General features: G+C 38.9%; 15 protein-coding genes. 4 read left to right on the top strand and 11 right to left on the bottom strand.

Annotation, left to right across the window (positions count from 1 at the left end; all coding sequences use genetic code 11):
* Position 1: 1 nt before the first annotated feature.
* The 3 genes from ABVM52_RS12100 to ABVM52_RS12090 are packed head-to-tail and all read right to left on the bottom strand — an operon-like array spanning position 2 to position 6,419.
* Positions 2-1,666 carry an alkaline phosphatase family protein gene (locus ABVM52_RS12100; protein WP_405380839.1) on the bottom strand — a complete coding sequence of 555 codons (1,665 nt, stop codon included), beginning with the start codon at positions 1,664-1,666 and terminating at the stop codon, positions 2-4.
* Positions 1,656-3,209, bottom strand: a complete 1,554-nt coding sequence (locus ABVM52_RS12095; protein WP_405380837.1) for a SusD/RagB family nutrient-binding outer membrane lipoprotein — start codon at positions 3,207-3,209, stop codon at positions 1,656-1,658. The genes ABVM52_RS12100 and ABVM52_RS12095 overlap by 11 nt, the downstream gene beginning before the upstream one ends.
* Before the next feature lie 30 nt (positions 3,210-3,239).
* Positions 3,240-6,419, bottom strand: a complete 3,180-nt coding sequence (locus tag ABVM52_RS12090; protein WP_405380835.1) for a SusC/RagA family TonB-linked outer membrane protein — start codon at positions 6,417-6,419, stop codon at positions 3,240-3,242.
* A gap of 258 nt (positions 6,420-6,677) precedes the next feature.
* Between ABVM52_RS12090 and ABVM52_RS12085 the strand changes: the two genes are divergently transcribed.
* Positions 6,678-7,244, top strand: coding sequence for a helix-turn-helix domain-containing protein (locus tag ABVM52_RS12085; RefSeq protein WP_405385125.1), 567 nt, complete (start codon positions 6,678-6,680; stop codon positions 7,242-7,244).
* A 64-nt stretch (positions 7,245-7,308) separates the two neighbouring features.
* Here ABVM52_RS12085 and ABVM52_RS12080 read toward each other — a convergent pair whose 3' ends face one another.
* The 7 genes from ABVM52_RS12080 to ABVM52_RS12050 all read right to left on the bottom strand — a co-directional run bounded on the left by ABVM52_RS12080 (position 7,309) and on the right by ABVM52_RS12050 (position 19,475).
* Entirely contained in the window at positions 7,309-7,992 is a 684-nt protein-coding gene (locus ABVM52_RS12080) for a phosphonatase-like hydrolase (RefSeq protein WP_405380833.1), read from the bottom strand.
* Between the two features lies 1 nt (position 7,993).
* Complete coding sequence (locus ABVM52_RS12075; RefSeq protein ID WP_405380831.1) at positions 7,994-9,151, bottom strand: TIGR03364 family FAD-dependent oxidoreductase; 1,158 nt, start codon at positions 9,149-9,151, stop codon at positions 7,994-7,996.
* A complete protein-coding gene (locus ABVM52_RS12070) occupies positions 9,138-10,436 on the bottom strand; it encodes a DUF5690 family protein (protein WP_405380829.1) in 1,299 nt (432 codons plus the stop codon). Before ABVM52_RS12070 ends, ABVM52_RS12075 begins: the two co-directional genes overlap by 14 nt.
* A gap of 221 nt (positions 10,437-10,657) precedes the next feature.
* Positions 10,658-12,937, bottom strand: a complete 2,280-nt coding sequence (locus ABVM52_RS12065; protein WP_405380827.1) for an alpha-L-rhamnosidase C-terminal domain-containing protein — start codon at positions 12,935-12,937, stop codon at positions 10,658-10,660.
* A gap of 142 nt (positions 12,938-13,079) precedes the next feature.
* Positions 13,080-14,747, bottom strand: a complete 1,668-nt coding sequence (locus ABVM52_RS12060) for a RagB/SusD family nutrient uptake outer membrane protein (RefSeq protein WP_405380825.1) — start codon at positions 14,745-14,747, stop codon at positions 13,080-13,082.
* Between the two features lie 16 nt (positions 14,748-14,763).
* Positions 14,764-18,201, bottom strand: coding sequence for a SusC/RagA family TonB-linked outer membrane protein (locus tag ABVM52_RS12055; protein WP_405380823.1), 3,438 nt, complete (start codon positions 18,199-18,201; stop codon positions 14,764-14,766).
* 95 nt (positions 18,202-18,296) lie between these two features.
* Complete coding sequence (locus tag ABVM52_RS12050) at positions 18,297-19,475, bottom strand: FecR family protein (protein WP_405380821.1); 1,179 nt, start codon at positions 19,473-19,475, stop codon at positions 18,297-18,299.
* Positions 19,476-19,589: 114 nt separating this feature from the next.
* Between ABVM52_RS12050 and ABVM52_RS12045 the strand changes: the two genes are divergently transcribed.
* Positions 19,590-20,180, top strand: coding sequence for an RNA polymerase sigma factor (locus ABVM52_RS12045; protein ID WP_405380819.1), 591 nt, complete (start codon positions 19,590-19,592; stop codon positions 20,178-20,180).
* Positions 20,181-20,330: 150 nt separating this feature from the next.
* On the opposite strand, the gene ABVM52_RS12040 is transcribed toward ABVM52_RS12045, so the two are convergent.
* Positions 20,331-20,747 carry a two-component system response regulator gene (locus ABVM52_RS12040; protein WP_405380817.1) on the bottom strand — a complete coding sequence of 139 codons (417 nt, stop codon included), beginning with the start codon at positions 20,745-20,747 and terminating at the stop codon, positions 20,331-20,333.
* Positions 20,748-21,198: 451 nt separating this feature from the next.
* Here ABVM52_RS12040 and ABVM52_RS12035 point away from each other — a divergent pair, with 451 nt between their 5' ends.
* Positions 21,199-23,925: a PSD1 and planctomycete cytochrome C domain-containing protein gene (locus ABVM52_RS12035; protein WP_405380815.1), complete on the top strand. Its 2,727-nt coding sequence runs from the start codon at positions 21,199-21,201 to the stop codon at positions 23,923-23,925.
* Positions 23,926-23,948: 23 nt separating this feature from the next.
* Positions 23,949-25,466, top strand: a complete 1,518-nt coding sequence (locus tag ABVM52_RS12030; protein ID WP_405380813.1) for a DUF1501 domain-containing protein — start codon at positions 23,949-23,951, stop codon at positions 25,464-25,466.
* Position 25,467 lies beyond the last annotated feature (1 nt).

Genomic DNA, 25,467 nt, shown 5'->3' with positions numbered 1-25,467 from the left:
GTTAGTTTCTTAAAAGATTGGTCGACAAAATCTGATTGGGCATTTCATCACTTTTTACATACACATCCAACCAACCGTCACCTCCACCATTAAACCAAAGTACCTCAACGGAATGCTTCCCTTTTTCAAGTTCAATGCTTCCGTTTTTTGTTCTTACGCCGTGGTCACCATCGTTATCTACCACCAAATCACCATCAATAAATAACTGACTACCATCATCTGATCTTATGGCAAAATTATAGTTATCATCCGTAGGTATTTCAAGTATACTTTTAAAGCGGAACAGCGTATTCGATTGAATATGTTGACGCACCTCTTCCGATGAAAATTCGAATACGGCACCTGTGGCATCTGGTTTTCTATTGCCGATGGATGGAATAAACGACAGGTTATCCAAATGAAAAACCTCATAAGAAACTGGAGCTTTAAGTGACACTGGTTTAATTCTGAAATACGCTTCTTTAACCCCGCTACTCAAGGTACCGTCTACAAAAACAGCACTTTTAACCACCGTATTTTCTGTAAGCACTACGGGTGACGAAAAAGTGTCAGCATCACTATTGGGCATATTTCCATCTAATGTATACTTTACTTCTCCTACCGCATTCGGATTCTTTAAAATGAGCTCAGCAGAATCATTGAACAGTCCGCCTTCAGCAGCATAGCCTTTTGCCGGATTAGACAATTCCGGTTTCTTCAATTGTACCAAAACAGGATAATCATCTTCTATTTTTTCGCCCTCAAATGCTTCAAGTACGGGTCTACCTATCCAAGCGCGCGGTGTTTTTATATTCAAGGCATGAGCTACGGTTGCTGCATTGTCGTATTGATATACCGGGTATTTAATTTGGTAGTTCTTTTTAATACCCTTTCCCCAAAGAATAAATGGTATTTCTATTTCATCCATAGATTCACCACCATGCCCTTTTCCTGTACCCCCGTGATCTGAACTAATAATGACCATGGTATTGTCTGCCATTTCAGATTCCGCTATGGCTTTCATAACCATTGCCAATAAAGAATCTCCTTTTTCAACAGTAGCGTAATACTCTTTTGTACCATGCCCAAATTCATGACCTGCGTGATCAATATGGTCAAAGTGTATAAAAGTAAATAAGGGTTGTTCCACTTTGATATGACTACTGGCATTTACGGCAGTCTCTTCTTCCGTAGCCGGATTTTCGTCAAAATCAACGGCACTTTTTTCAAATAAGCGACCAAAACCGCCCCAATGATAAATGGCTCCTATTTTCTCCGATTTTCGTTGTTCACGTATCAAATGAAAAATACTTGGAAATAAAAACGGCTCGCTCTGCGTAACTGCCGGTAAAACTAAATTATCCTTCTCCCATGAATTGGAAGTAATACCGTGTTGCTCTGGTCCCGCACCCATAATCATAGAAGCCCAATTGCTGCTTGAACTTGTTGGCAATACCGCCCTAGCATGCATGGTAGATGCACCTTCTTGCATTAGCTTATCGAAAGTAGGCGTATCTGCATTCTGGAGTCCGTCGGGACTCAACCCATCAAAACCGATGACCACAACGTGGGTATTCTCCGTGCCCATATTATCCAACTTGTCATAATCACAAGACCATAGGGAGGTCATCCCTATGGTCAGTGCAATAATTGAAGTGTATTTTTTAACCCTATGCTTAATCAACATCCCACCAAAGTTTGGTATTAATATCATCTGCACCCATACTTTGTACAGCGGCATTGTAGTTTTCGCTGTTCGTAGATTTCACAGAATTTGGATATTGAAAACGAACCGGTACCCTACCATCGTTAACGGCATCGGGACCAGGAATTACCTCTGGCATTCCCGTTCTTCTCCAATCGGACCAGCCTTCAAAACCGGTATAGAAAAGAGAAATCCATTTTTGAAGTGCTATTTTAGCCAAATTGTCATCGGTATCGCCCGAAAGAGCTACGGCATCTTGCGCTACATAGGCATCAAGATCCGTTGCTTGCATAGCGTTTGCAATATCTGACCATCCGCCAGCAGCAACTCTTTCTGTGTAATACTCAAAAGAAGCCCTAATGCCGTTTTCATAGTACATTGCCGCATCACCTGCAGAAATGAATCCTCTTTCCGCAGCCTCTGCCAAAATAAACTGTAATTCAGAATAGCTCATGATAATGGTCTGTGAAGCGGTAGCAGATGCCTGCTCTGGATTACATGCTCTACAGCCTAACAAAATACCCAATCTGGAAATGAAATTTGATCCGGACTCATCTGGATTTCCAGACGGACTGTAGCCTAATGCAGCCTCATCATCCAATCCGTTGGGCATACCTACATAATCATCAAAATCTTCAGAGAAAATTCCCTTTTCAGAAGCTGTAGTAGGCTGTGCGAAAACATACAATCTATTATCGTTCAAATCCTTTAAACGAGTTTCTAAAGTCTGGCTTAAACGAACCTCATCAAAACTACCACTACGTGTGTTATATTTTGGCTGTGGATTATCTGAATTCCACTCCACTACAGTCATATCCTCGTTACTCTCAAAAATAGGATATACAGAAGGGTTATTTGTAATCTGAGTCATACCAGCAACTGCGGTTGCGTTATCCACATCACTGATTCTCATTAACAAACGCAATCTTAACGAATTGGCAAACTTCCTCCATTTTTCAATATCGCCATTGTAAAAAATATCACCTGAAATATTATCGGCATCGGTCAAAACCGTGTTCGCAGTTTCTAAATCTGCCAATATGCCGGCATATATAGCACTTTGAGCATCAAAAGCAGGAGTAACATTACCATTCTCAATACCCATGGTAGCTTCTGAGTAAGGCACATCTCCGTAAGCATCGGTAACATAAGAATATATCCAAGATTTCATCACCAAAGCAACGCCGTAATAGTTCTGAGCATCTTCGTTCGCTTCGGTATCCCTAATAATATTTTCCACATCTCTTAAAGAAGCATATGCGTTATCATAAGGATCACCGGAAGGAGACCAGTTATAGGTATCACCACTGGTAAACTGTAGTCTAGCTCCATATTGTACTACGGTAAAACCTTCTTCCCAACCTTGATCGCCCCAATTATAAGCCATCTCTCTTTGTACGCCCGGCAATAATAAACCTGGCTCTGCAGAAGCAGGATAGTTAGGGTTTATATTGATCGTTTCAAAATCTTCGGTACAGCTTACCGCCAGCACCAAAGAACATATAATTACTAGTGTTTTTTTCATGATTTCTTTAATTAATAGTTTCTTCTACTCTTAGAAATTAACCTGTAAATTGAAGGTAAACGAACGTGAACTTGGGTAAGACATATTCTCTATACCCGGTTGTAACGTACCACCCGACACCCCAACCGTTTCAGGGTCGAAATGTGGGTTATCTGTCCATAAAATCAAGTTTCTACCTGTTACAGAAATTCTTGCATTGGTAATAGGCAATTGGTTGATTATTTTCTGTGGGAAAGAATACCCTAAAGAAACCTCACGTAATTTAGTGTAAGAAGCATCATACTTTGCAGCTTCAACATTATCTCTCTCGTAGTATCTGTTGTTAAATGTTCTAGCATCTACATTTACGGTATTTGGAACATAATTAGGGCTCTCTGCAGTACCGGTATTTACTACACCTTCTGCAACGATACCTGTTTCTCTACCTTCCAATGTTTCTTGCAATTGACCAGAAGTACTACCAATGGTTTTTGTTCTAGAAACTACGATACCACCTTGTCTGGTATCGATTAAAAATCCTAGGTCAACATTCTTATACTTGAATGTATTTTGCATGCCCAAAGTAAAATCTGGCGCATAATCACCTTGGTAGACCAAATCATCTGTACGCACTGGAATACCTTGATTATTTATAATTTTCTGACCAAAGAATTCACTGTTCTCATCTTCTACCCTTTGAAAACCTCTACCGTAGATCGCACTGATAGAACCACCTTCACGGGCTTGAATGTATGCCCCGTTCGCTGAAGTTAAGGTGAACTGGATATCATCGCCTAAATCGGTTACTTCACTTTTGTTGGTAGCAAAGTTGAAGGTAGAGCTCCACTTAAAGTTATCTGTAAGTACCGGAACAAAGTTCGCAATAGCTTCAAAACCGTAGTTACGAACCTCACCGGCATTGATTAATTGACTGCTATAACCACTGGCAATATCTGTACTAATGTTGATAATCTGGTTTTTAGTAGAACTGTCATAATACGTAAGATCTAAATTGATTCTGCTTTGCAAGAAACGTAGATCCAAACCGAATTCGTAAGAACCTGTAATCTCTGGTTTTAAATCTGCATTCGGTATCAACGATGATTCCGTTAATATGGGTGTAGAACTATCAAAAGCAGTCTCATTTTGATAAAAGCTACGTAATCTATATGCATCGGTATCATTACCCACTTCAGCATAAGCAGCCCTTACTTTCGCAAACGTTACCCAGTCTGGCATATTGAACATATCACTGGCAATACCACTTAATGTCACCGATGGGTAGAAATAAGAGTTATTCCCCTCTGGCAAAGTACTAGACCAATCATTTCTACCTGTAATATCCATGAACAATACATTGTCATAACTAAAACGTGCATACCCATATAAACTGTTGATGCGCTTTTCGCTGTTGTTAGAACTTACCTGTACCGCCTGTCTACTATTGTTAAAAGAATATACCCCAGGGTTAATTAATTGTGGTGCAACACTTTTAGTGAAATCTTGCTTTTGGCGCAATTGGTTTCCACCTGCAGAAACATTTAAATTGAACTTTTCACCAAAATCCTTATCATAACTCAATAAGAAATCTGAGTTACTTTCTTCGAAGAAAATATTATCCTCTTGGTATGTACCAAATGGGAAACGCTGCGTACTAAAAGCTCTTTTACGAACTCTAAAATCTCTATAGAAATCGCGACCACTACGTAATAATAATTTCCAGTTTTCGCTGATGTCATAGGTAAGGCTGACATTACCGAACATACGATCCTTGTCTTGCGCATTTGTATTCTCATACATGGTAAAGTAAGGGTTATCGTGGTAGTTGTAGTTGTAGTTGAACTGCTGCGTACCCTCTAAACCTGGCTGCCAGTAATCTTTCAAATTGTTAGTATTCAATTGACGACCGTACCAGATAAACAAGTACATAATACTTTCTGTACCATAACCAACCGCAGGTCTGTTGTCACTGTCAGTTTTTACATAATTCATATTGGCATTTACCTTCACCTTATCCGATACGTTCATGGTACCGGAAAAGCTCAAAGTATTTCTCTTTAAATCCGTATTCGGTAAGGTACCTTCCTGATCTAAATTCTGAAAAGACAAACGCATGTTTCCCATTTCTCCACTTTTAGAAATAGCGATGCTATTGGTCTTTGTGATTCCCGTTTCAAAGAAATCTCTAGTATTATCAGGTTGAGATACCCATGGCGTTGGAATTATATCGGCATCACTAACAAAAGTATCGCCACCACGAGTACCGTCTGTTCTTGGCGAATCAAATTGTGCGATCATAAGTCCGGTGTCTAAACGAGGCCCCCAACTTTCATCAACACCATCGGCAATACCAGAACCGCTACCGTCAACAAACTCAAATTGCTGATTGTTACCTTGACCATATTCATTTTGCCAATCTGGTAACATCAAAACATTTTCAATGGTAATACCGGAGTTAAAGGACACCCCAAGTTTACTGCTTTGAGATGTTCCTTTCTTGGTCGTAATAATAATTGCACCATTCGCAGCTCTTGACCCATAAAGTGCTGCTGCAGCCGGACCTTTTAACACGTTGATCGATTCAATATCCTGAGGATTGATTTCTGCGGCGCCGTTACCATAATCTACACTTTGAGTACCAGATCCGCTAGACCCTACAATTTCATTACTAATAGGCGTACCATCTACAATGAACAATGGCGAGTTACCATTAATATCCAAAGAAGCATCGCCACGAATAGAAACCCTTGCAGAACCACCCAAACCAGTTGGGCTGTTGGTAATTTGCAAACCGGCAACTTTACCGGACATGCTGTTCAACAAATTGGGCTCCCTTGCCTGAACAACTTCATCGTTATCCAGTTCTTGCGAAGCATAACCCAACGATTTTTTCTCTCTTTCTATACCCAATGCGGTAACCACAACCTCATCTAGTTGTTGAGAATCTGGCTGTAGTGATATAGTACCAGTTAGCTTGTTCGCAGTTTCAAACTCCTGCTTAATGTACCCGATATAAGATACCACTAAAATGTCATCTGAACTGTTTAGTTCAATACTGAAGTTACCATCAAAATCGGTAGCAACTCCGTTCGTTGTTCCTTTCACTACCACTGTGGCACCAGGTAAAGGAACTTGGTTTTCATCTAACACAGTACCCGTAAAAACCGTTTGGGCATGTGCTACAAAACTTGCTAAGAAAACAAGCATTGTAATTAATAATGTTTTTTTCATTTTGTTCGTATTTGTAAACTTTGGTTTGTTAGTTCAGCAAATATCTAAATGAAAATTCAATGACAAGCCTATTATATATTAAGCAATTGCAACCATTGCAAGGCTAAGGTTACCTAAAAGTTAGTTAAACATTATTTACAAATATGCAAAATGTAAGTTTTATGTTAAGCCCCTTTATAATGGGTGATAACAGCCATACCACCCACCAAAAACCAATACATTTTATTTTTCATTATGTTTGTAGGAGAACACTTATCAATGGATGATTACCTTATTGGAATAGGAAAACGAATAAAGGAAATTCGCAAAAATGGAAATTTGACTATTAGTGAAATTGCCATGCGTGCAGGGGTCACTGCCGGACTCATTTCTAGAATAGAAAATGGAAGAACGATACCCTCTTTACCTGTGCTTTTAAAAATTATCAGCTCTTTGGATATAGAGGTGACTGATTTTTTTAGCGGGCTACCACAATCTAACGGTGCCAATTTTATTGTTTCCCGAAAAGAGGACAATACTTTTATTGAAAAGGAAGACGATGCCATAGGATTTTCGTATTCCTTTATTTTCGGAAAACAACTGAACAGCCTGGGGTTTGAAGCCGTATTGCTACACGTGCATCCAAATTCTAAAAGAGATAAGGTGAAAACCGATGCCTACGAATTCAAATACATGCTCTCGGGAGAATGTTACTACATTATAGACGAAGAAGAAGTACTTATAAAAGAAGGGGATTCTATTTTCTTTGATGGTAGAATTGCCCATGTACCCGAAAATAGAAGCCATAGCACGGCAACTATGTTAGTGCTCTATTTTTTTATATAGTTAACCACAGAATTCAAATAAAAAAAGCCACAATTAGTGGCTTTTTTTATTTTCATTTTATTCTTTATGATGGCAATAACAACTGTTTTAATTCGGTCAAGCTATCTAAAACATGAGTGGGGTTTGCACTGAGCAACTGTTGTCTGGTATGTGCACCGGTAGTAACACCTATAGTTATGCCGCAGTTTGCATTCTTACCTTCTTCTATATCAATAATGGAATCACCTGCCTTTAACACCAACTCTTCTTGTTGCACGTTAAGTTTCATCATGGCCTCAACGATCATATCTGGATTAGGCCTACCAAGAACTACGTCATCTGCAGTTACTAAAACATCATATTGTTTCCCTTCCACCCAATTCATTTTATCTAATAACAACTGGGCTGTTTGGGTATCATAACCGGTATTCAAAGCCACTTTTATTCCCTTCTCCTTTAAGGTTAGCAGCAAGTCCTCTACCCCGTCATAACTATCAACCTCCAATTGCTCATAAGCCTTACCCAGCAATACTTTAAAATCTTCAAAAATGGAAGCTGCCATATCTGCATCAACACTACCAATATCCGCCTTAATTATATCTTTTATAGCTTGATGTTTTTCTTTACCGGCACCGTGTTCCAAGACAAAATCCAAAGTCACTTGAAATCCTCTTTCATTAATAGCTTTCTGTAAGGTCTTGTATACCACATTGTCTTCATTGACAACGGTACCTGCCATATCAAATACGGCCAATTTAATTGTATGCATGTTAAATATTAAAAAGTTGTTGAATGTTATGTTTTGAAAAACCGGCACTGCCCGTCATTCCCTTGCCGCCAATACCGGTTATGATATGTATATTTCTATCAATGGTACGCTCATAAATATCGGCGTTTTTACATTGCGAATACATACCGAACCAGCGTTGTTCTATTTCATAAGTAGGTAAGCTGAAAATTTCTTTGGCTTTTGACAGCATTAGATTATCAATATCCATATTTAGGTCAAACCCAAGATCATCTATACTATCGGCATCGGCATATTCGTGAGAATCCCCCAGAATTACACCGCCATCCATAGCTTGTTTAAACAAGATGTGTACACCCCATTTTTTCTCTAAACTATCCAATGGTTCTTTGGATTTGATTTTTAAATATGACGGACATTCTGCAAAAGCCTCATATCTTCTAATGGAAAGTCCCGTTAAAATAGAACCACTAATTTTATAATCGCCCTGTGATTTCGTCTTCATCATTTGCAACTTAGAAATTTCTAAATCGCTGGTAGCAAACATCTCTGGATACAAGGTTTTAAAATCACTCCCATTACAGATAATCACTTTAGAAGACAACAGCATTCTACCATTGGCCAATTGTGTACTTACCTCGTTATTTAGCGCGTTGCATTCAATAACTTTGGCTTTGTAAAAAATACTGACACCCTTTTTCTTTATATACTTATGTACACGACCGATCATGGTACGGGGTTCTACGGTAATTTCCTCCGGAAAAAATAAGCCCGCTTTTACATATTGTTCGTTTAGTCCGGGATATTTTCTAAGACATTCCGTCTTTGTAAATAGTATGGATGTGTAATCATTGGCACGATTTATTTCCTTTAACTCTTCTATAAGCTGAACTTCCTCATCGTTGGAAGCCAAATAAATAGAACCTTCTTGACGTACCGAAATATCGAATTTGGCGTGAATTTTCTTATAAATCTTTAAACTTTTACGCCCGTACTGCTGCCACTTCGTATTCATGCCAGATGGCACTACCTGCCCAAAATTTCGAACGGTTGCCCCTTTGGGCATGGCATCTTTCTCGAGCAAAGCCACTTTTAATCCTTTTTTCATAGCGTGATAGGCATGAAATGTACCCAATACACCACCACCAACTACAACTAAATCATACTCAATATCTGCCATTAACCATAGGTATTTTAAAATGGAAACTAGAATTATCTTGCTTGTATTTCTTTTGAAAATAAAACATTGACACTACGGAAACACCAACGCCCAAAAATGCAATACAGTAGGTAGCATTTACAAAAAACTGAAGCCATGAACTGTTGGGTTGTCCAAAATTTTTATAGAGCAGCACAGCCATACTGCCCAAATAGCCGAAAGAATCAGCAATGTAAATAAGGTAGCCAGCGTTACCTTTAATTTTAAATGTTGCTATCATTCTATCAAAAAATATACAGTTGAAAGGAACATAGCAGGCATACAGCCCGAAGCCTATGAGCACCATCCAATAAACGGGAGACATCGCACCGTGCTGAAATAAAAAGGTAGAAACACCCACAAGTATACTTGCCAATATCAACAAGAAATGGAAACCCATAAATGCCTTAAAATTATTTTTCACCAAACCGAACAACCCCAGTACCAACAAGACTAAAAATGCAATGGGCAGTTCTGCCAAGGTATAGATAGAAGCATCACCGGCATAGCCTACGCTGTCCCATAATTCCCTAGAAAAATTATCCCTAAAATCTCGCAATGCCGTAAGCGCGGTATAAAAGACCACTAAAATTATGATGGGAAAAGAAAATCTTTTGAACACCTGCTTGCGGTCTGCCGCACACATTGGTTTTCTCTTTTTCCTAAGACTAATATCTTCGGTCGTTGGCGGTGGTAATTTCTTTAAAAAATACAGGCATATAAAAAACGGAAGTAAAAAGATCGCTCCGGTTACAGCCGGCATCCAAAATTCGGAAATGGCATAAGTGGTCATTAGCCACAACCCAACAGATTTCACCGCTCCACTAGAAACTATAAAACTTGAGCATAGAATAATACTTAGGATTTCGGTCATTTTTCTACCTTCTAAATAAGAAAAGGTAATTCCCCAAATCATCCCTAAGGAGAGTCCGTTGAAGAAAAAAAGGATGAAATTATAAGGTTTTGGCAATAGTCCGAATAAAACAAGTGTCAGCTCTGCAAATAGTATCATACCCGTTAGGTAGGCCACTCTATGCTGTGCCTTTAAACTTGAAACCACCCGAATACCAATAAACTTAGAAAGCATATACCCCACTACCTGAGCCAGAATGAGAAGGATTTTATAATCGATACCGAATAAAAATTGACCATCGAATGTTGCTACAGAGAAAGGCTTTCTAAAAGCGTACATACAAAAGTAGAGTCCGAATGAAGCAAAAGCTCCGTTCAGAAGTACGGTCATATTTATTTTAGAAATCTTGAACACGTAACATTTGTTTACTAATAGTAAATAATCACATCAAAATTCCGTATTTATTTACTATTAGTAACTTTTTTAATGTTATCACTTTGTTATCTAATACATATGTTTGAGTTAAAAAATAAGGCGTGTATCTTAAAACTTTCCGCCTGTTCAAATGTTACAAAGATTGCATTTACCCGCACTTACACTAATTAGTTCATAAGAAACATAAGGTTCGAAATAAATTACTTCAAAGTAAATTTATAGGTGCCGGGCCTCACGTTCTTAACCACTAGAAAATTCCTGATACGTGCTGCTTTCACCCGTTTATTGTTCATGCGTAACACTTTTTCATTCTTTTTTGCCGGCACCCAAATTTCTGATATCGTGTTGGCCGGTACCACAACGGACATGGCTAACCCTTCTGAAGCATCGTTACGTATATCTACCGCAATAGTACCCTTTATGGTAGGGTGTTTTATACTGGCCCATTCTAAATTTCCAATTTGCGGTTTTATCCTTATTTCCTCAAAACCGGCTTTTAAAGGTTCTATTCCCATGACTCTTCTAGGAATAATATTTGCGGGTGCCGCACCCCAAGCGTGGTTCCAATCTTGGTTGGGTTTATATTTATTGTCCCATGCTTCCATAGAAATGGTTGTTCCAACATCATAAATGGCATGTGCCCAACCCCTATCGGATTTTGAGGTCAGCAATTCTAAACCATAGGCAGCATCTTCCCCTGCGTAAACGGCATCCAGTAAATGTTGAGAGCCGTACACACTACAGGCCATTTTTCTACTTTTAGTATATGCAGTAACCTTTTCCACATACTTTCTAGGCACAAGATCAAACGCCAAAGCAAACATATTGGAATGTAAGGCACTATGATCTGTAGAAATCCCATCTCTATACCTACCTCTTTCCTTATCCAAAAAATTATCGTTGAACGCTTTTTTGTGTGCCTTGGCCAAATTGCTGTAATTTTCACTATCCTCAGTATTACCGACTACTTTGGCAATTTGAGCCATTGCCTGTAATGAGGCATTATAATAGGCGTTTACCACCGCATTATAATCGGTAAACACAAATCCGTCGGTCTCGCCGGTATCATCATCACTCAAGCCTAAAATTCCTTTATGGGGCCAGTCTACGATATCACGCAATGATTTATTTTCATCATTATAGTGAACGGCCTGGTGTACTTCTTTGGTCAACTTACCGGTTCTTGTACTAATTAATCCGTCTTTATCGGCAAGCATGGTCAAACTTTTCTTTTGCAGTTCGTCATAATAATGTTCAAGAAAATCGCTGTTGCCCGTATACATATAATCTTGATAGGCCATTAGGACCGATGTCAAAATCCATTCCGTAGGCCATGTGGCATTAAATAACATGTACTCTTGGCTTTTACGGGACATGGTATATTCATTGTCAACCCCGTAGTGACTTAACTGATTAATATACGCATCTGCTTCATAAGGTATACGCTCACGGTCCCCATCTACATATGCCCCCGTAAAACTGGTTGCCTTTATGGAATATTTACAAAATTCCCAGATATCGTTCAACAAAGAATTTGATGATTCAAAGTGAGAGCTATACTCGTTAAATACGTAGGTAGCCATTATTCTTTCTATATGTACTATGGAACTGCTGCCCTGTATCTCGCAATACCTGAATGGATAAACATCACCAATATACGCGGGCATCAGTACGGCTTCCGGCCTTGTATTTCTAGGATCCTTTTCTATATTGATGCTATAGGTATACACTCCTTGTTTAAGAGGTATTGTTACCGAGCGATATCTGCGCGAACCACCCGGTTCCGCCTCCAACCTGTTTTCCGCATTTAACACTTCCCCAAAAGCTACGGTCAACGAATCATTTATCTTTTTAGAATCTATGGTTACCTCTATCCTACCAAATGCGGCCTTCCCAAAATCATAAAAGCGTAAGCTTTCATTTATTTGCTTCTCCGCAACGGGGGTTTGTGTCGTTGTCACCAATGGGTATTGCGCACTATCATACGCCTTTAATTCAGACCCAGTTCTAAACCCTTTAATCTGTGACCATTCCGATGCTTCCGTAGTGTTGGTCCACACCCTTACACGCCAAAAATATGTGGTATGTACATCAAGTGGTTGTCCGGCGTATTTGGCCATTGCAGTTTTAGCTAATTGCTGTTGACTATCCCACATATTGGCCGTATTGTTTTGTAATGCCGCTACCGATGTGGCTACTTGGATTTGGTAAGCAGTTTGCATACCACCAATAGGGTCATTTTGTAAGGCCCATGAAAAGGTAGGCTGCTTGCTGTTGATGGTCGCTAGTTGAACTGGCTCTATAAGGTTGTCAATATCAGTTAATGCAATATGCGATAATTTTCCATTGACAAAAACTTGATCGGTGTGTTCCAAGAGATCACAACGTAAATTTACTGGAGCTAATGTTTTTTGCGCGTATATAAAGGCTGATGCTAAAACACAAAATAGACCTATGGCCACTTTTTTAATCACTTTCATTTTTCTTACTATTTAAATAAAAATACAACCACTTAAAAGTAATGTAAAAATTTACTGGAAAGGTGGCATTACATATTAAAAAGAGCCTGCCATATAACCTAAAATAATGGACAGACTCTTTTATAAAAACTAACTCAACAATTTAACGATTACTCCACCCTGGATTTTGTTCTAAAACATTACCAGAATTTCTATCTATAACAGTTTGTGGTATGGGCCACAAATTATAGTCAAAATTTAAGGAGGTTGCGGCATGGGGCAATGTAGAGAATTCACGTATTCTATCTACCGCAACCGTACCGCCCATCCTTAACAAGGTATGCCATCTACTTTCTTCTGCAAGTAATTCTCTGGCTCTTTCATCAAGAATAAAATCTATATTCACCTCAGCAGCACTTATCAAATAAGTACATTGCGCCCTACTTCTAATGATATTAATATCATTTGCGGCCTGTTCATTGTTACCCAAGCGATGGTATGCTTCCGCTCTTAACAAATAAGTTTCCGCTAGCCTTATGGCATATTCATCCCTAAAGAGATTACTTCTGTTTTCTCCTTGATCCAGACCAACAAACTCATCTGTGGTTAATTTTTCAAAGATGGGGTAGATCCAACCATTACCTTCGTTTGCTTTTGCAATTGTATCCTGGGGCACTTCTTGCCCAATTAATGATCCAGGATTATCCGCTGGGTACGACTCATCATTATACAAAATGGTTCTTCTAATATTATGGGGAGCATTCCTTTGATCGTTATCAGAAATGGCCGGGTCCCAAATTAAATTTTGCACATAATCGGTTGGCGCAATAAATGCAACGCCACGTCCTCCTACATCTTCGGCAACACCAGTAACTCCCGGTATAGCTCTATATACAGGAGAAAACATTCTAGGGTAGCTTAAAACCGCATCACCATCCTCTGCAACAAAGGCATCAAAATCTATTTGTATACTCCAAATACATTCCCTGTTACCATCGTTATAATTTACATTGTTAATTCTAAAGAGGTCCCACCAAACATCCTTATCGGCCTCATCCATTCTTTCACCAAAACGCGCAGTCATCAAAGAATACACACCACCATCAATAACATCAGAGGCATATGCTACCGAAGATGTAAAATCTTGATCGCTACCGGTCAATGTACCTACCGCCAAATAAAACTCACTTAAATAATGCTGAGCAGCACCTCTGACCACCCTACCGTCTTGCGTTGTGGTTTCCGGCAAATCCATTAAGATAGACTCCAGGTCATTGATCGCGAATCTATAGGTTTCTTCCCTTGTTGCTCTTTCAAAATCAAATTTTGGCTGATCAAATACTTCCTGCACCAAAGGCACTCCGCCAAATAGTTCTGCCAATGATCCATAGGCATATCCTCTAAAGAATTTTGCCTGCGCAATGGCATACAAACGCTCTTCTTCAGATGGCCAATTAATATTCTCTCTATCTGCAACCTCTAAAACGGTGTTGGCCCTAGAAATTACTCTATAATAGAATTCATAAAATGTATTAAACTGACCACTTTGGGCATTAATTCTACTATAATCTGTAAAACTATCGCCTAATCTAAATTCAGGTGAATCGTACACATCCGTACCATGACCTTTACTTTGCCAGTTAAAGACCCTTAAATTTCTAAAGTCTTTATATAAGGTAACCAACAATTGATCCACCTGCGCAGAGGATGAGAAAATATTGTCTATGGTATTAAAAGTTTTAGGTTCTTCTGTTAAAAATTCCTCATCATTACAACTTACAATGAGCAAGCACGGTATCATGAGAAAAAATATAATTTTATTCGCTTTCATACTTATATATTTTATATTAAAAACTAGTATTAATACCTAGTGTTATTGTGGTTGGCACTGGACTAACATTATCAAAAGGACGTATACCCCTAACAAATGGATTTGCAGATTCAAACTCTGGATCCCCGCCACCAAACCAATCTGTAATAACAAAAAGATTCTTGGCACTCGCAAAAAACTCCATTTTGCTGAACCCTATTTTATCCAATAATTGCTGAGGCATTGCAAACGAAAAGGTAACATCTTGCAATCTTACGAACCCTCTGGACTGTAGACCTGCATAACGATTTCCTAAATAATTGGATCTTATAAACTCTTCACTATTGTTCTCCGGTGTCCACCAATCATGGTCCACTTCATTGGCATCAAACCTGCCACCAAATGAGTTGTACCGTGGGTTCTCTCTTTGATAGAAATTATCCTTACCACCGCCAAATGTTCCGGTAAGCAAAGCATATAGTGTAAAGTTTTTATAGGTAAACGTATTTGCCAAGGTCATCATGAAATTTGGTTTTCTAAAGCCCAAAATCTTACGGTCATTATCCGCATCTATAATACCGTCTCCATTTAAGTCCCTAAACATGGGGTCACCGGGAGAGGCGGTGTTGTTCGCTATATAATCCGTATCATCTGTTTGTACCACACCTATATATTCATAGCCATAAATAGCGCCTAAAGATTTTCCTATAAAAAGACTGTTGGCAATATCATCATCTTCAACACCATCACCATCTACATCATCTCCATATAAACTGTTCACAATATTTCTATTCTGCCAAAAAGAAAAATTACTTTGCCATGTTATGTCTTCCTTATCTATATTTAAAGTCCTTAGGTTAACCTCAATACCATTGTTATCCACTTGGCCCAAACTGGTGATTATAGACGAAAACCCCGTCATAATGGGAATGTTACGGGTAAATATTTGATCGGTTGTTTTAGAAAAGTACATATCTAAATCAAGGAATACTCTATTTTTCAAAAAAGCAGAAGAAAATCCTGCATTGAAAGATGTGGTGCGCTCCCATCCTAATTCTGAATTTGCCAGATTATTAACGGCAATACCATACAGTATCTGCGATGGATTGTCGCCAAATTCATATCTAATACCTCCATCAGAACCACTTGCCACCCTACTTAATGTGGCATACGGATTAACCCCTTGGTTACCATTTTGTCCGTAGGATGCCTTTAATTTAAAATAATTAATAAAATCATTGTCCTTTAGGAAATTTTCTTCCGTAACGGTCCAAGCGGCCCCTATAGATGCGAAAGTTCCCCATTTTTTATCCTTTCCAAAGACCGATGCTCCATCTCTCCTAACCGATCCCGTTAGATTATAACGATCTTTAAAGGCGTAGTTCAATCTAGCCAAATAACCAACATTGGCCCTCTCCGTAATATTTTTAGAGTATATGATATTGGCAGCTTTTTGTAGCCCATCTACCCCAAGAACCGTACTCCCTGCAGCGGAAAAATCGTTCCCCCTTACGCTAGATTCTTTCAACGAGGTATAATCTCTTGTTGCTACCAAAGTTGCACCTACAAAGTGATCTCCTAATTGCCGTTTATAATCAACAATATTATCCAGCACATAATTATAGTCAACCCTCTTATTATTAGATCCGTTTGCTTGCGACAACAATTTTTGGATTTCAGCATCGTCATAGCGTTCAAAATAAAAATCCGTTGCCACTTCTGGAATAAAGTAATCTTCATAATAAAACTGATCTTGTGTTCTATCATTGGTAAAAGCCGCATAATTTATTCTATAGGATAGTCCTTCTATCTGTGGAATTTCAATATTTGCATAGGTGGCCACCCTAAAAAAATTATTGACATTTACATCATCTATGGTACCGTCCGTACCCCACAGTGGATTTTGTATGGACTGTCCCACAGGCCAACGCTCCAATGCCGTACCTGAGTTTGAACTTACGTCATAAGGCATACCTTGATAACGATAAGGATACCCAATAGGTAGCGAAAGAGTGGCTAAACCAACATCTGCCTGTATACCAGAGTAATCTGATCTATTATAACTACCATTAATACCTACGGTTAACCAATCTGTTATGTTCGCATCTAATTTAGAATTGATGGAAATTCTATTAAAATCATCACCAATGATGACACCTTCAGATTCATTGTAACCACCGGAAATATAATAATTGAATTTTTCAGAGCTACCGGAAACATCTACTTGATGGTTTTGAAAAAAGCCTTGGCGAGAAATCAAGTCCATCCAATTGGTATCTACCCCTTGCCTTAAATTTTCTGTAGGCGTTAAGTCATCAAAAACAATATCATCAGCAGAGTCCAATCCATGTTGGTCAACAAATTTCTCCACCCAGCGATCAGTATCCATGACATCAAACTTATTTTTCCAGGTATTAAAGCCAAATGAAGTTGCATAAGCTATTTTGGCTTTTCCATTTTTACCTTTTTTAGTAGTAATCACGATAACACCATTTGCTGCCCTGGAACCATAGACCGCTGTTGCAGATGCATCTTTAAGCACATCTATCTTTGCAATATCTTGCGGATTTATATAGGCTAGATTTCCTAAATACACAATACCGTCCAGAACAATTAAAGGGTCATTGGAGCCATTTATAGAATTTTGCCCCCTAACAATTAAACTAGGGTTGGTACCTGGTGAATTTTGTATACCCACGTTAACACCAGACATGCCCCTTAATGCTTGTAGTACATTGGTAGTTGGTAATTTTGCTTCAGGTGAATCTTCCAAATTCTTGGAAATTACTGATCCGGTAATATCTTTTTTTCTTGCCGTACCGTAGCCAACAACCACAACCTCGTCTAATTTTGCGGCATCTTCAACAAGTTTTACCCTTAGTTCTGTTTGATTTTGAATTAAAATTTCTTGTGGTAAAAAGCCAACATAAGAAATTAATAGGGTTGCACCCGGCGCTGTTAATTCTATTGAGAAGTTACCATCAAAATCTGTTTGTGTTCCATTTAGTGTTCCCTTTTCCAATACAGAAGCACCTGGTAAAGGCACCCCTTTTTCATCTGTTACAGATCCGGTAATGGTTTGTATTTGTTTTGTACGTTTTACCTTGGGTTTTCTTAAGGTAATCGTATTACCATCTAGCACAAATTCAAAACCTTCATCTAGTTGGGTTAAACAAATCTCTATAAGTTTGTTTGCCCTAATTTTGCCCTTCTTAAGGGTTATTTTAGGGGCATTGGCAAACATATGCTCAGGGTAAATAAAGGTATAATCCGTGTATTCTCTTAAAAGGTTAAAAACCTCGTCTACACTGACCTCCATATTCTCATTAATAGGAATTAACTTATTCTGAGAAAAAACTTCATTTGAATGTATAGCAAAAACGCTAGTACATAGCAGAAATATGAATGCTCTCATGGTATGCTTGAGTAAGACCACCATACCATTGGTAGTCTTTTTAGTTCGTATAATATTCATAAATTTGTATTGGTTGGTTAATTACTTTTTAATCAGTTAAAAAAAGGGGGTAAACGTCATGTACTGCCAAGAATTGACCTTATCCCCTTACGCTATTACTGTATAGTTATGGTTTTGTTCTTTATATCATAGGCATTTATGGTATTGGTTGATAGTATACTTTTCATAATTGTTTCTATAGGTTCCGTTTTTCTTAAAACCCCATTAAATTTCATAGAACCAAGTTCTTGCTTTTTAAAAATGATATCAATATCGTACCAGCGCTCCAACACTTTTGCAATTTCAAATAATGTTTTTCCTTTAAAACTAAACACCCCTTTTATCCAAGCAATTTCGTTGGCGGCATCAATTTTAGAAATATGAACTTTATGATCATTTAAGTTTAATACCGCTTGTTGATCAGGCGTTAAAAACACCTTGTCCCCATTATTTTCTATGGTTACCTTACCGCCCACTAAAGTGGTATATATGGCCTCTTCATTTGCATAGGCCTTAATATTGAACTCCGTACCCAATACCTCAATTTCCTGATATTTGTTCTTGACCAAAAACTTTGCGCCGTTATGATCGGTACTAGGGGTTACCTCAAAATAAGCTTCGCCGTACACAAGCTCTACCGCACGTTCTTCTCCCTCAATAAATTCTACTGGATATTTTAACTGGCTATCTGAATTTAGCCAAACCACGGTACCGTCAGATAGTTCTATCTGAAACTGCCCCCCTTTAGGAATGGTCAAATAATTATAAATTAACCTGGCCGCACTGGTTTTAACAGGATTATAAATTAATTTATTTCCCGTGCTTTTTGCACTAGTAACATTTACCTGCTTACCTTTCTCCAAAGCAACTTGAGAACCATCACTTAAAGTAAGTATAGCCTTATCCGTACCAATAAGAATACTATCTTCTTGACTACCAACTACCGTACCTGTAATAGGGTTACTTAATTTTTCTTTGTCGATAAAAGTAGCTTTATACGCATATCCCAAACCAAAAAATAGCACCAGTATTGCGGCATATTTAAGAACAGTTGTGGTTGATTTGAATATAGTGCGCTTTTTATCCTGTGCTATATAGGTAAGCAATTTCTTTTTTGAATCTTCTGAATTAAATTTCTTCACATTTATATCAATTGCATGATTGATTTTAACTAGCGTATTAAACTCAGATTCATTTTTAGGTTCTTTCACCCAATTCCTCAATTCATCCAAATCTGTTTCTGTAGCCTCTCTACTAAAGTATTTTGCTATTATTATTTTTATTTTGCGCGCCATTAAAAGTGTATCTCTTACATTATAGACGTTATAATTTTACGACACCCTTGCTTTTTTGATACTTTTTTTCATATTTTGATAATTAAATACCAAAATAACTACCAAAAACCGAAAATGAAACACGCCTATAACAGTACGGAGATTTTAATTAAAGCATTAAAAAAAGGCGAGTCAGAAGCATATAAATACCTGGTAGACACCTATCATCAAAAGTTATGTGCGTATGCCTTTGGTTTAATAAAAGATGTTGAACTGTCCGAAGATATTGTTCAAAACGTATTTATAAAAATTTGGAAAAAAAGAAAAAAATTGGATATCAAGACCAACCTGTCCAATTACTTATACAAATCTGTCTACAACAAATTTATTGAACAATACAGAAAAGAAAGACGTGTATATTCCTTGGAAAAAATTCAAATAGAAACTATAAACGAATACGTACAAGAAGACACTAACGCTCTAGATAAACTTATAAAACAAATAAAAGTAGAGATTGAAAACCTTCCTCCCAAGTGTAAACAGTCATTCTTATTAAGCAAGCAAGAAGGTCTTACCAATATTGAAATTTCAGAATATTTAAATATATCCGTTAAAACCGTTGAAGGACATATTACCAAAGCCTTTACCATTTTAAGAAAGAATTTACATGTAAAGGTAGATGGGATACTTTTTATTCTATTTAAAAAGAAGGAACTACTTAATTAGGAATATTCAACTTTTTCGGGATTGGTTTTATAGCGTCCTAATATGTAATTCCAATACATATTGATCAAAACCAGTTTTTAGTTTCTATCGGTATTAAAAGTACGTTGCTATCTACTAAGGCATACCCAATTTTAAAGCTCAAAATGGCCCTTAACTTGCAATAGGAGGGTTTTTGTTGAGACTATTATATATTTTAAGTAAGGTATCTGATAACAATGGTTTTGTAATAAAATCCCTTACCAAGCTATAGCGCTTACTTTTTTCTATTTCATCTAACCCTATATAGGAGCTTACAATGAATACTTGTGGCTTAACTTCCAATGGTAATGTTTGAAATTTATCCAAAAATTCCCACCCGTTCATAACCGGCATATTCAAATCCAGAAAAATAACTTCAGGCAATCTTTCTCCTTTTTCCGCAAGGGACGTAAGATTGACCAAAGCTTCATAACCGTCATCATAAACCGTAATATCGGAACCAAAATAATTGTTATGGTTCAATAAAATTTTGGTGCCATACACACAAATAGGATCATCGTCAATAATACAAACCGAATTAATTTTCATAGCAAAGTGTCTTAATAATTACATATAATCTAAATGTTAAATAATTTAACAATCTAAAACTTACGAAAAGTTTACAATTTATACTAAAAAAATGTTTTAAGAAAGTGTTTTTTCGCTAAAATGCACGATAACGTTGTAGATTTTCGCATATTCCAGAACAATGGTAACTATTTAATAAGTAAAGCGTTAGTCAACAACCTCCTCCAATATTTTTATCTCATTATTTGGTGTACATTTAAAATGACTTAAAAAAATATCTTGACCATAAAGATATAGCCTAAAAAATGGTTCAATAAAATTTATGAATTGTGTTAAATAATTCATTTTCTCACATATAATTGTAGATATTACACTTCAAATTCACTTAAAATTCTTAATATTAATAATGCATACAAAATCCTTGGCCCGTACAAATACTATGGCCGAAGAACTATAATTTTTTTTGACAGCAATGCATCCAACACAAAGGCTATATAAATATCTCTTTCTTTCCCTTGTTACAGCGCTAATTTCCTGCAATAGCAATTCCAACAAAGTGGATTTTAGCAGCCAGATCAAACCCATTTTAAACAATAAATGCATTACCTGCCATGGTGGTGTTAAAAAGAGCGGTGAATTTAGCCTACTCTTTAAGGAAGATGCCTTCGCCGTTACCGCGTCCGGAAAACCGTCCATTATACCTGGGGATGCAAATGGGAGTGAATTTATAAAACGTCTAAAGACAGACGACCCAGAGCTTAGAATGCCTTATGAAAAACCCCCACTGACCACCGTAGAAATTGAACTACTGACCCAATGGGTAGAGCAAGGGGCGGAATGGGGCCAGCATTGGGCCTATACCCTTCCGGAAAAAGTAACGGTTCCCGCCATGACCGAACAAGCGGGAATTATCGATTTTGAAACCGCACCTTTTCTCCAAAATGATATTGACCGCTTTATTTTAACCAAACTAGCTGCCGATACCCTTAGCCCTAACCCACCTGCAGAACCCCATGTATTACTAAGACGGCTAGCCTTAGACCTTACGGGACTACCCCCTTCCAATACCCTGTTTTCCTCATTTGTTTCCGGTAAGACTACGTATGAGGAAGCGGTAGATACCCTATTGGCACAATCCGCCTTTGGTGAAAAATGGGCCAGTTGGTGGTTAGATTTAGCTCGCTATGCGGATACCAAAGGATATGAAAAAGATAAGGGGCGACATATATGGCGGTATCGGGATTGGGTCATTAAGGCCTTTAACAATGATATGCCGTTTGACCAGTTTACTACGGAACAATTGGCCGGCGACTTACTACCGGAACCCGTAGATCAATTGATCGCTACTGCATTTCACAGGAATACCATGAACAACGATGAAGGCGGTACGGAAGATGAAGAGTTTAGGGTTGCTTCTGTTCTTGACCGTGTAAATACCACTTTTTCCGTTTGGCAAAGTACCACCATGGAGTGTGTACAATGTCATAGCCATACCTATGACCCCTTTAAACAGGAGGAATATTACAAGGCTATGGCGTTTTTCAATAACACACGGGATGAGGACACGCCAGATGATAGTCCTACATTACGGTTTTATACCGATGCCCAAGAACAACAAAAAGAAGAAATCATAACCTGGGTGCGTACCCACGGCACTCAGGAAGAGGCCCGAAATTATGCTGATTTCCTATCCTTTTTGGAACCAAAATATTTGGCCCATAACGCCACGGACTTTATTAACGGTGAATTGGCGGATACTAAGTATTTGGCCCTTTGGGATGATGGTTCCTGTGTTTTAAAAAATGTAGATACCCAAGGCGCCTCTGCCATGTATCTTTATTATAGAGGCTTTATGGAAGGCACCACCATCACTATAAGGAAAAACAATGCCAATGGTGCCATATTGAGCCGCTTTAAGGTAGGTAATACCAAGAGAAATATTGTTGCGAAGATACCTTTTGAGCCCCTTCAGGAAATGGTAGACCTATACTTTGAGGCCGATAACAATGCCATTGCCCCACAGGTATCAACCAGTCATATTACATGGTTGGCATTTTTAAAAGATATCCCCGGAAAAAATAGTCCGGGGTATGAAAAAATAAACACCTTATTTTTAAATCTTTTGAATACCAGAACGCCCACTGTGCCCATAATGATAGAAAACAAGGCCAATATGGCCAGAACCACCCAAGTTTTTGAGCGTGGCAATTGGTTGATGTTGACGGACACCGTGGCCCCGGGCACTCCCCAAATACTGAACAATTTTGATGATTCCTGGCCCAAGAACAGATTGGGACTTTCCAAATGGTTGGTCAGCAAGGAAAATCCGTTAACGGCACGCACCATGGTCAATAGGGTGTGGCATCAAATTTTTGGTAGGGGTATTGTAGCTTCCTTGGAAGATATGGGTACCCAAAGCGACCCGCCTAGTCACCCTGCCTTATTAGATTATTTGGCACTTAAGTTTATGCACGAACACCATTGGGGCATGAAAGCGTTAATTAAGGAAATGGTCATGAGTGGCACGTACCGGCAAAGTTCTATTGCTACACCGGAATTGTATCAAAAAGACCCAAATAATGAACTATACGCCCGTGGACCAAGGGTACGGCTAACGGCAGAACAGATTAGGGACCAGGCACTTGCCATATCGGGATTGTTGAGCAAAAAAATGTACGGTCCAGGTGTTATGCCTCCGCAACCCGATGGGGTTTGGCAGTCCGTTTACAGTAATGAATCTTGGGTAGAGAGTAAAGGGGAAGATGCCTACAGGCGCGCCATCTACACCTATTTAAAACGTACCAGCCCCTACCCGTCCTTCATCACTTTTGATGCCGGTAGTCGCGAGGTATGCACTATTAGAAGAACGGTAACCAATACCCCTTTACAGGCCTTGGTTACCTTGAACGACCCTGTATATCTAGAGGCGGCCTATGCCCTGGCCCAATCTGTGCAGCATCATGATATTACCATAGGTATTTCAAAAGCGTATGAAAAAGCAACCTTATCTAAATTGGATGAAGAAGAACTACGGGTACTGAACGAATTATATGAACAGGCCTATCATGAATTCTCCGATGCCAGCAACCAAGACACGGTTTTTATGGGGCTAGACCAAAAAGTAACGCCCAAACTCGCCGCCTTGACCGTGGTAGCGAATGCGATTATGAATCTGGACGAATTTTTAACCAAGGCCTAAGCCCTACATCAAAATGTATCATCATGAAAACTAATGTAGATCGACTTATTGCAGAAAAATTACAACGGGACGTAGCCACCAATACCCGAAGACATTTTATTAAACAATGTGCCACGGGCATGGGCGGTCTGGCTTTAGGTTCCATTTTTATGGGGTGCGACCCCTTGAGCTCACAAAAAGCAACGGCCAGCTTGGCCAACGGATTTACCGAACGTGACCTCAACCCTTTGGCGACCCTACCGCCACCTTTTTCGCCCAAGGTCAAAAATGTCATCTATCTGCATATGGCGGGCGCACCGTCGCAATTAGAAATGTTCGATTATAAGCCGGAACTGGCCAAATTAAACGATCAAGCATGTCCGCAATCCTTTTTGGAAGGCAAAAAGTTTGCCTTTATTCGTGGTACTCCAAAATTACTGGGTCCACAGGCTACTTTTAAGCAAGAAGGCGAATCGGGGAATTGGGTCTCGGACAACCTGCCCCATTTTAAAAAGGTAGTGGATGAAGTAGCCTTTCTAAAAGCGGTCCACACAGATCAGTTTAACCACGGTCCCGCACAATTGTTCATGCATACCGGCAGTCCGCGTTTAGGTAGGCCCAGTATAGGATCATGGGTTACGTACGGTTTGGGTTCAGAAAATCAGAACTTACCCGGTTTTGTGGTACTTACCTCTGGCGGTAAGGCCCCAAGTGCCGGAAAAAGTGTTTGGGGAAGCGGCTTTTTACCATCGGTCTACCAAGGGGTGCAATGCCGCTCTAAAGGAGACCCGGTACTCTATATAGAAGACCCCGAAGGTATTTCTAGGGATTTAAAAAAGAATACCATCAAAGCGATCAACGAGATCAATAAAAAGGAATATGCTAAATATGCCGACCCGGAAATTTTGGCGCGCATCAACCAATATGAAATGGCGTATCGTATGCAAATTGCGGTTCCGGAGGTCATGAACATCAACAATGAACCGGAACATATTAAGGAAATGTACGGCATAGAACCGGGCAAGGAATCCTTTGCCAATAACTGTCTCTTGGCACGTAAGTTGGTAGAGGACGGTGTACGATTTGTACAATTGTTCGACTGGGGATGGGATGCCCACGGTACGGACCCAAGCACAGCTGTAGATTTAGGGTTGAAGAATAAATGTAGGGAAATAGACCGACCCATGACCGCCTTACTGTTAGACCTAAAACAACGAGGATTGTTAGACGACACCTTAGTGGTCTGGGGCGGTGAGTTTGGTAGAACGCCCATGCAAGAAAATCGGGAAGGAAAAACAATGGGCTTTAAAGGCCGTGATCACCATGGCGATGCCTTCACCATGTGGATGGCCGGTGGGGGCATTAAAAAAGGAGCTTCCCACGGCACAACCGACAGTATTGGTTTTGCAGGGGTAGATGGCAGGGTCTCCGTTCATGATGTACATGCCACAATATTACATTTGTTAGGCTTTAACCACGAGCAATTTACCTATGACTTTCAGGGTAGGCCCTTTAGGTTGACCGATGTAGAAGGCGAAGTTATACGAGAAATATTGGCATAAT

Origin of the sequence: Maribacter sp. LLG6340-A2 (assembly GCF_045057105.1) — a bacterium.
In the GTDB taxonomy this organism is placed as follows: domain Bacteria; phylum Bacteroidota; class Bacteroidia; order Flavobacteriales; family Flavobacteriaceae; genus Maribacter.
Note: the sequence above shows the minus strand (reverse complement) of the source record. Positions and strands in the feature narration are given on the sequence as shown.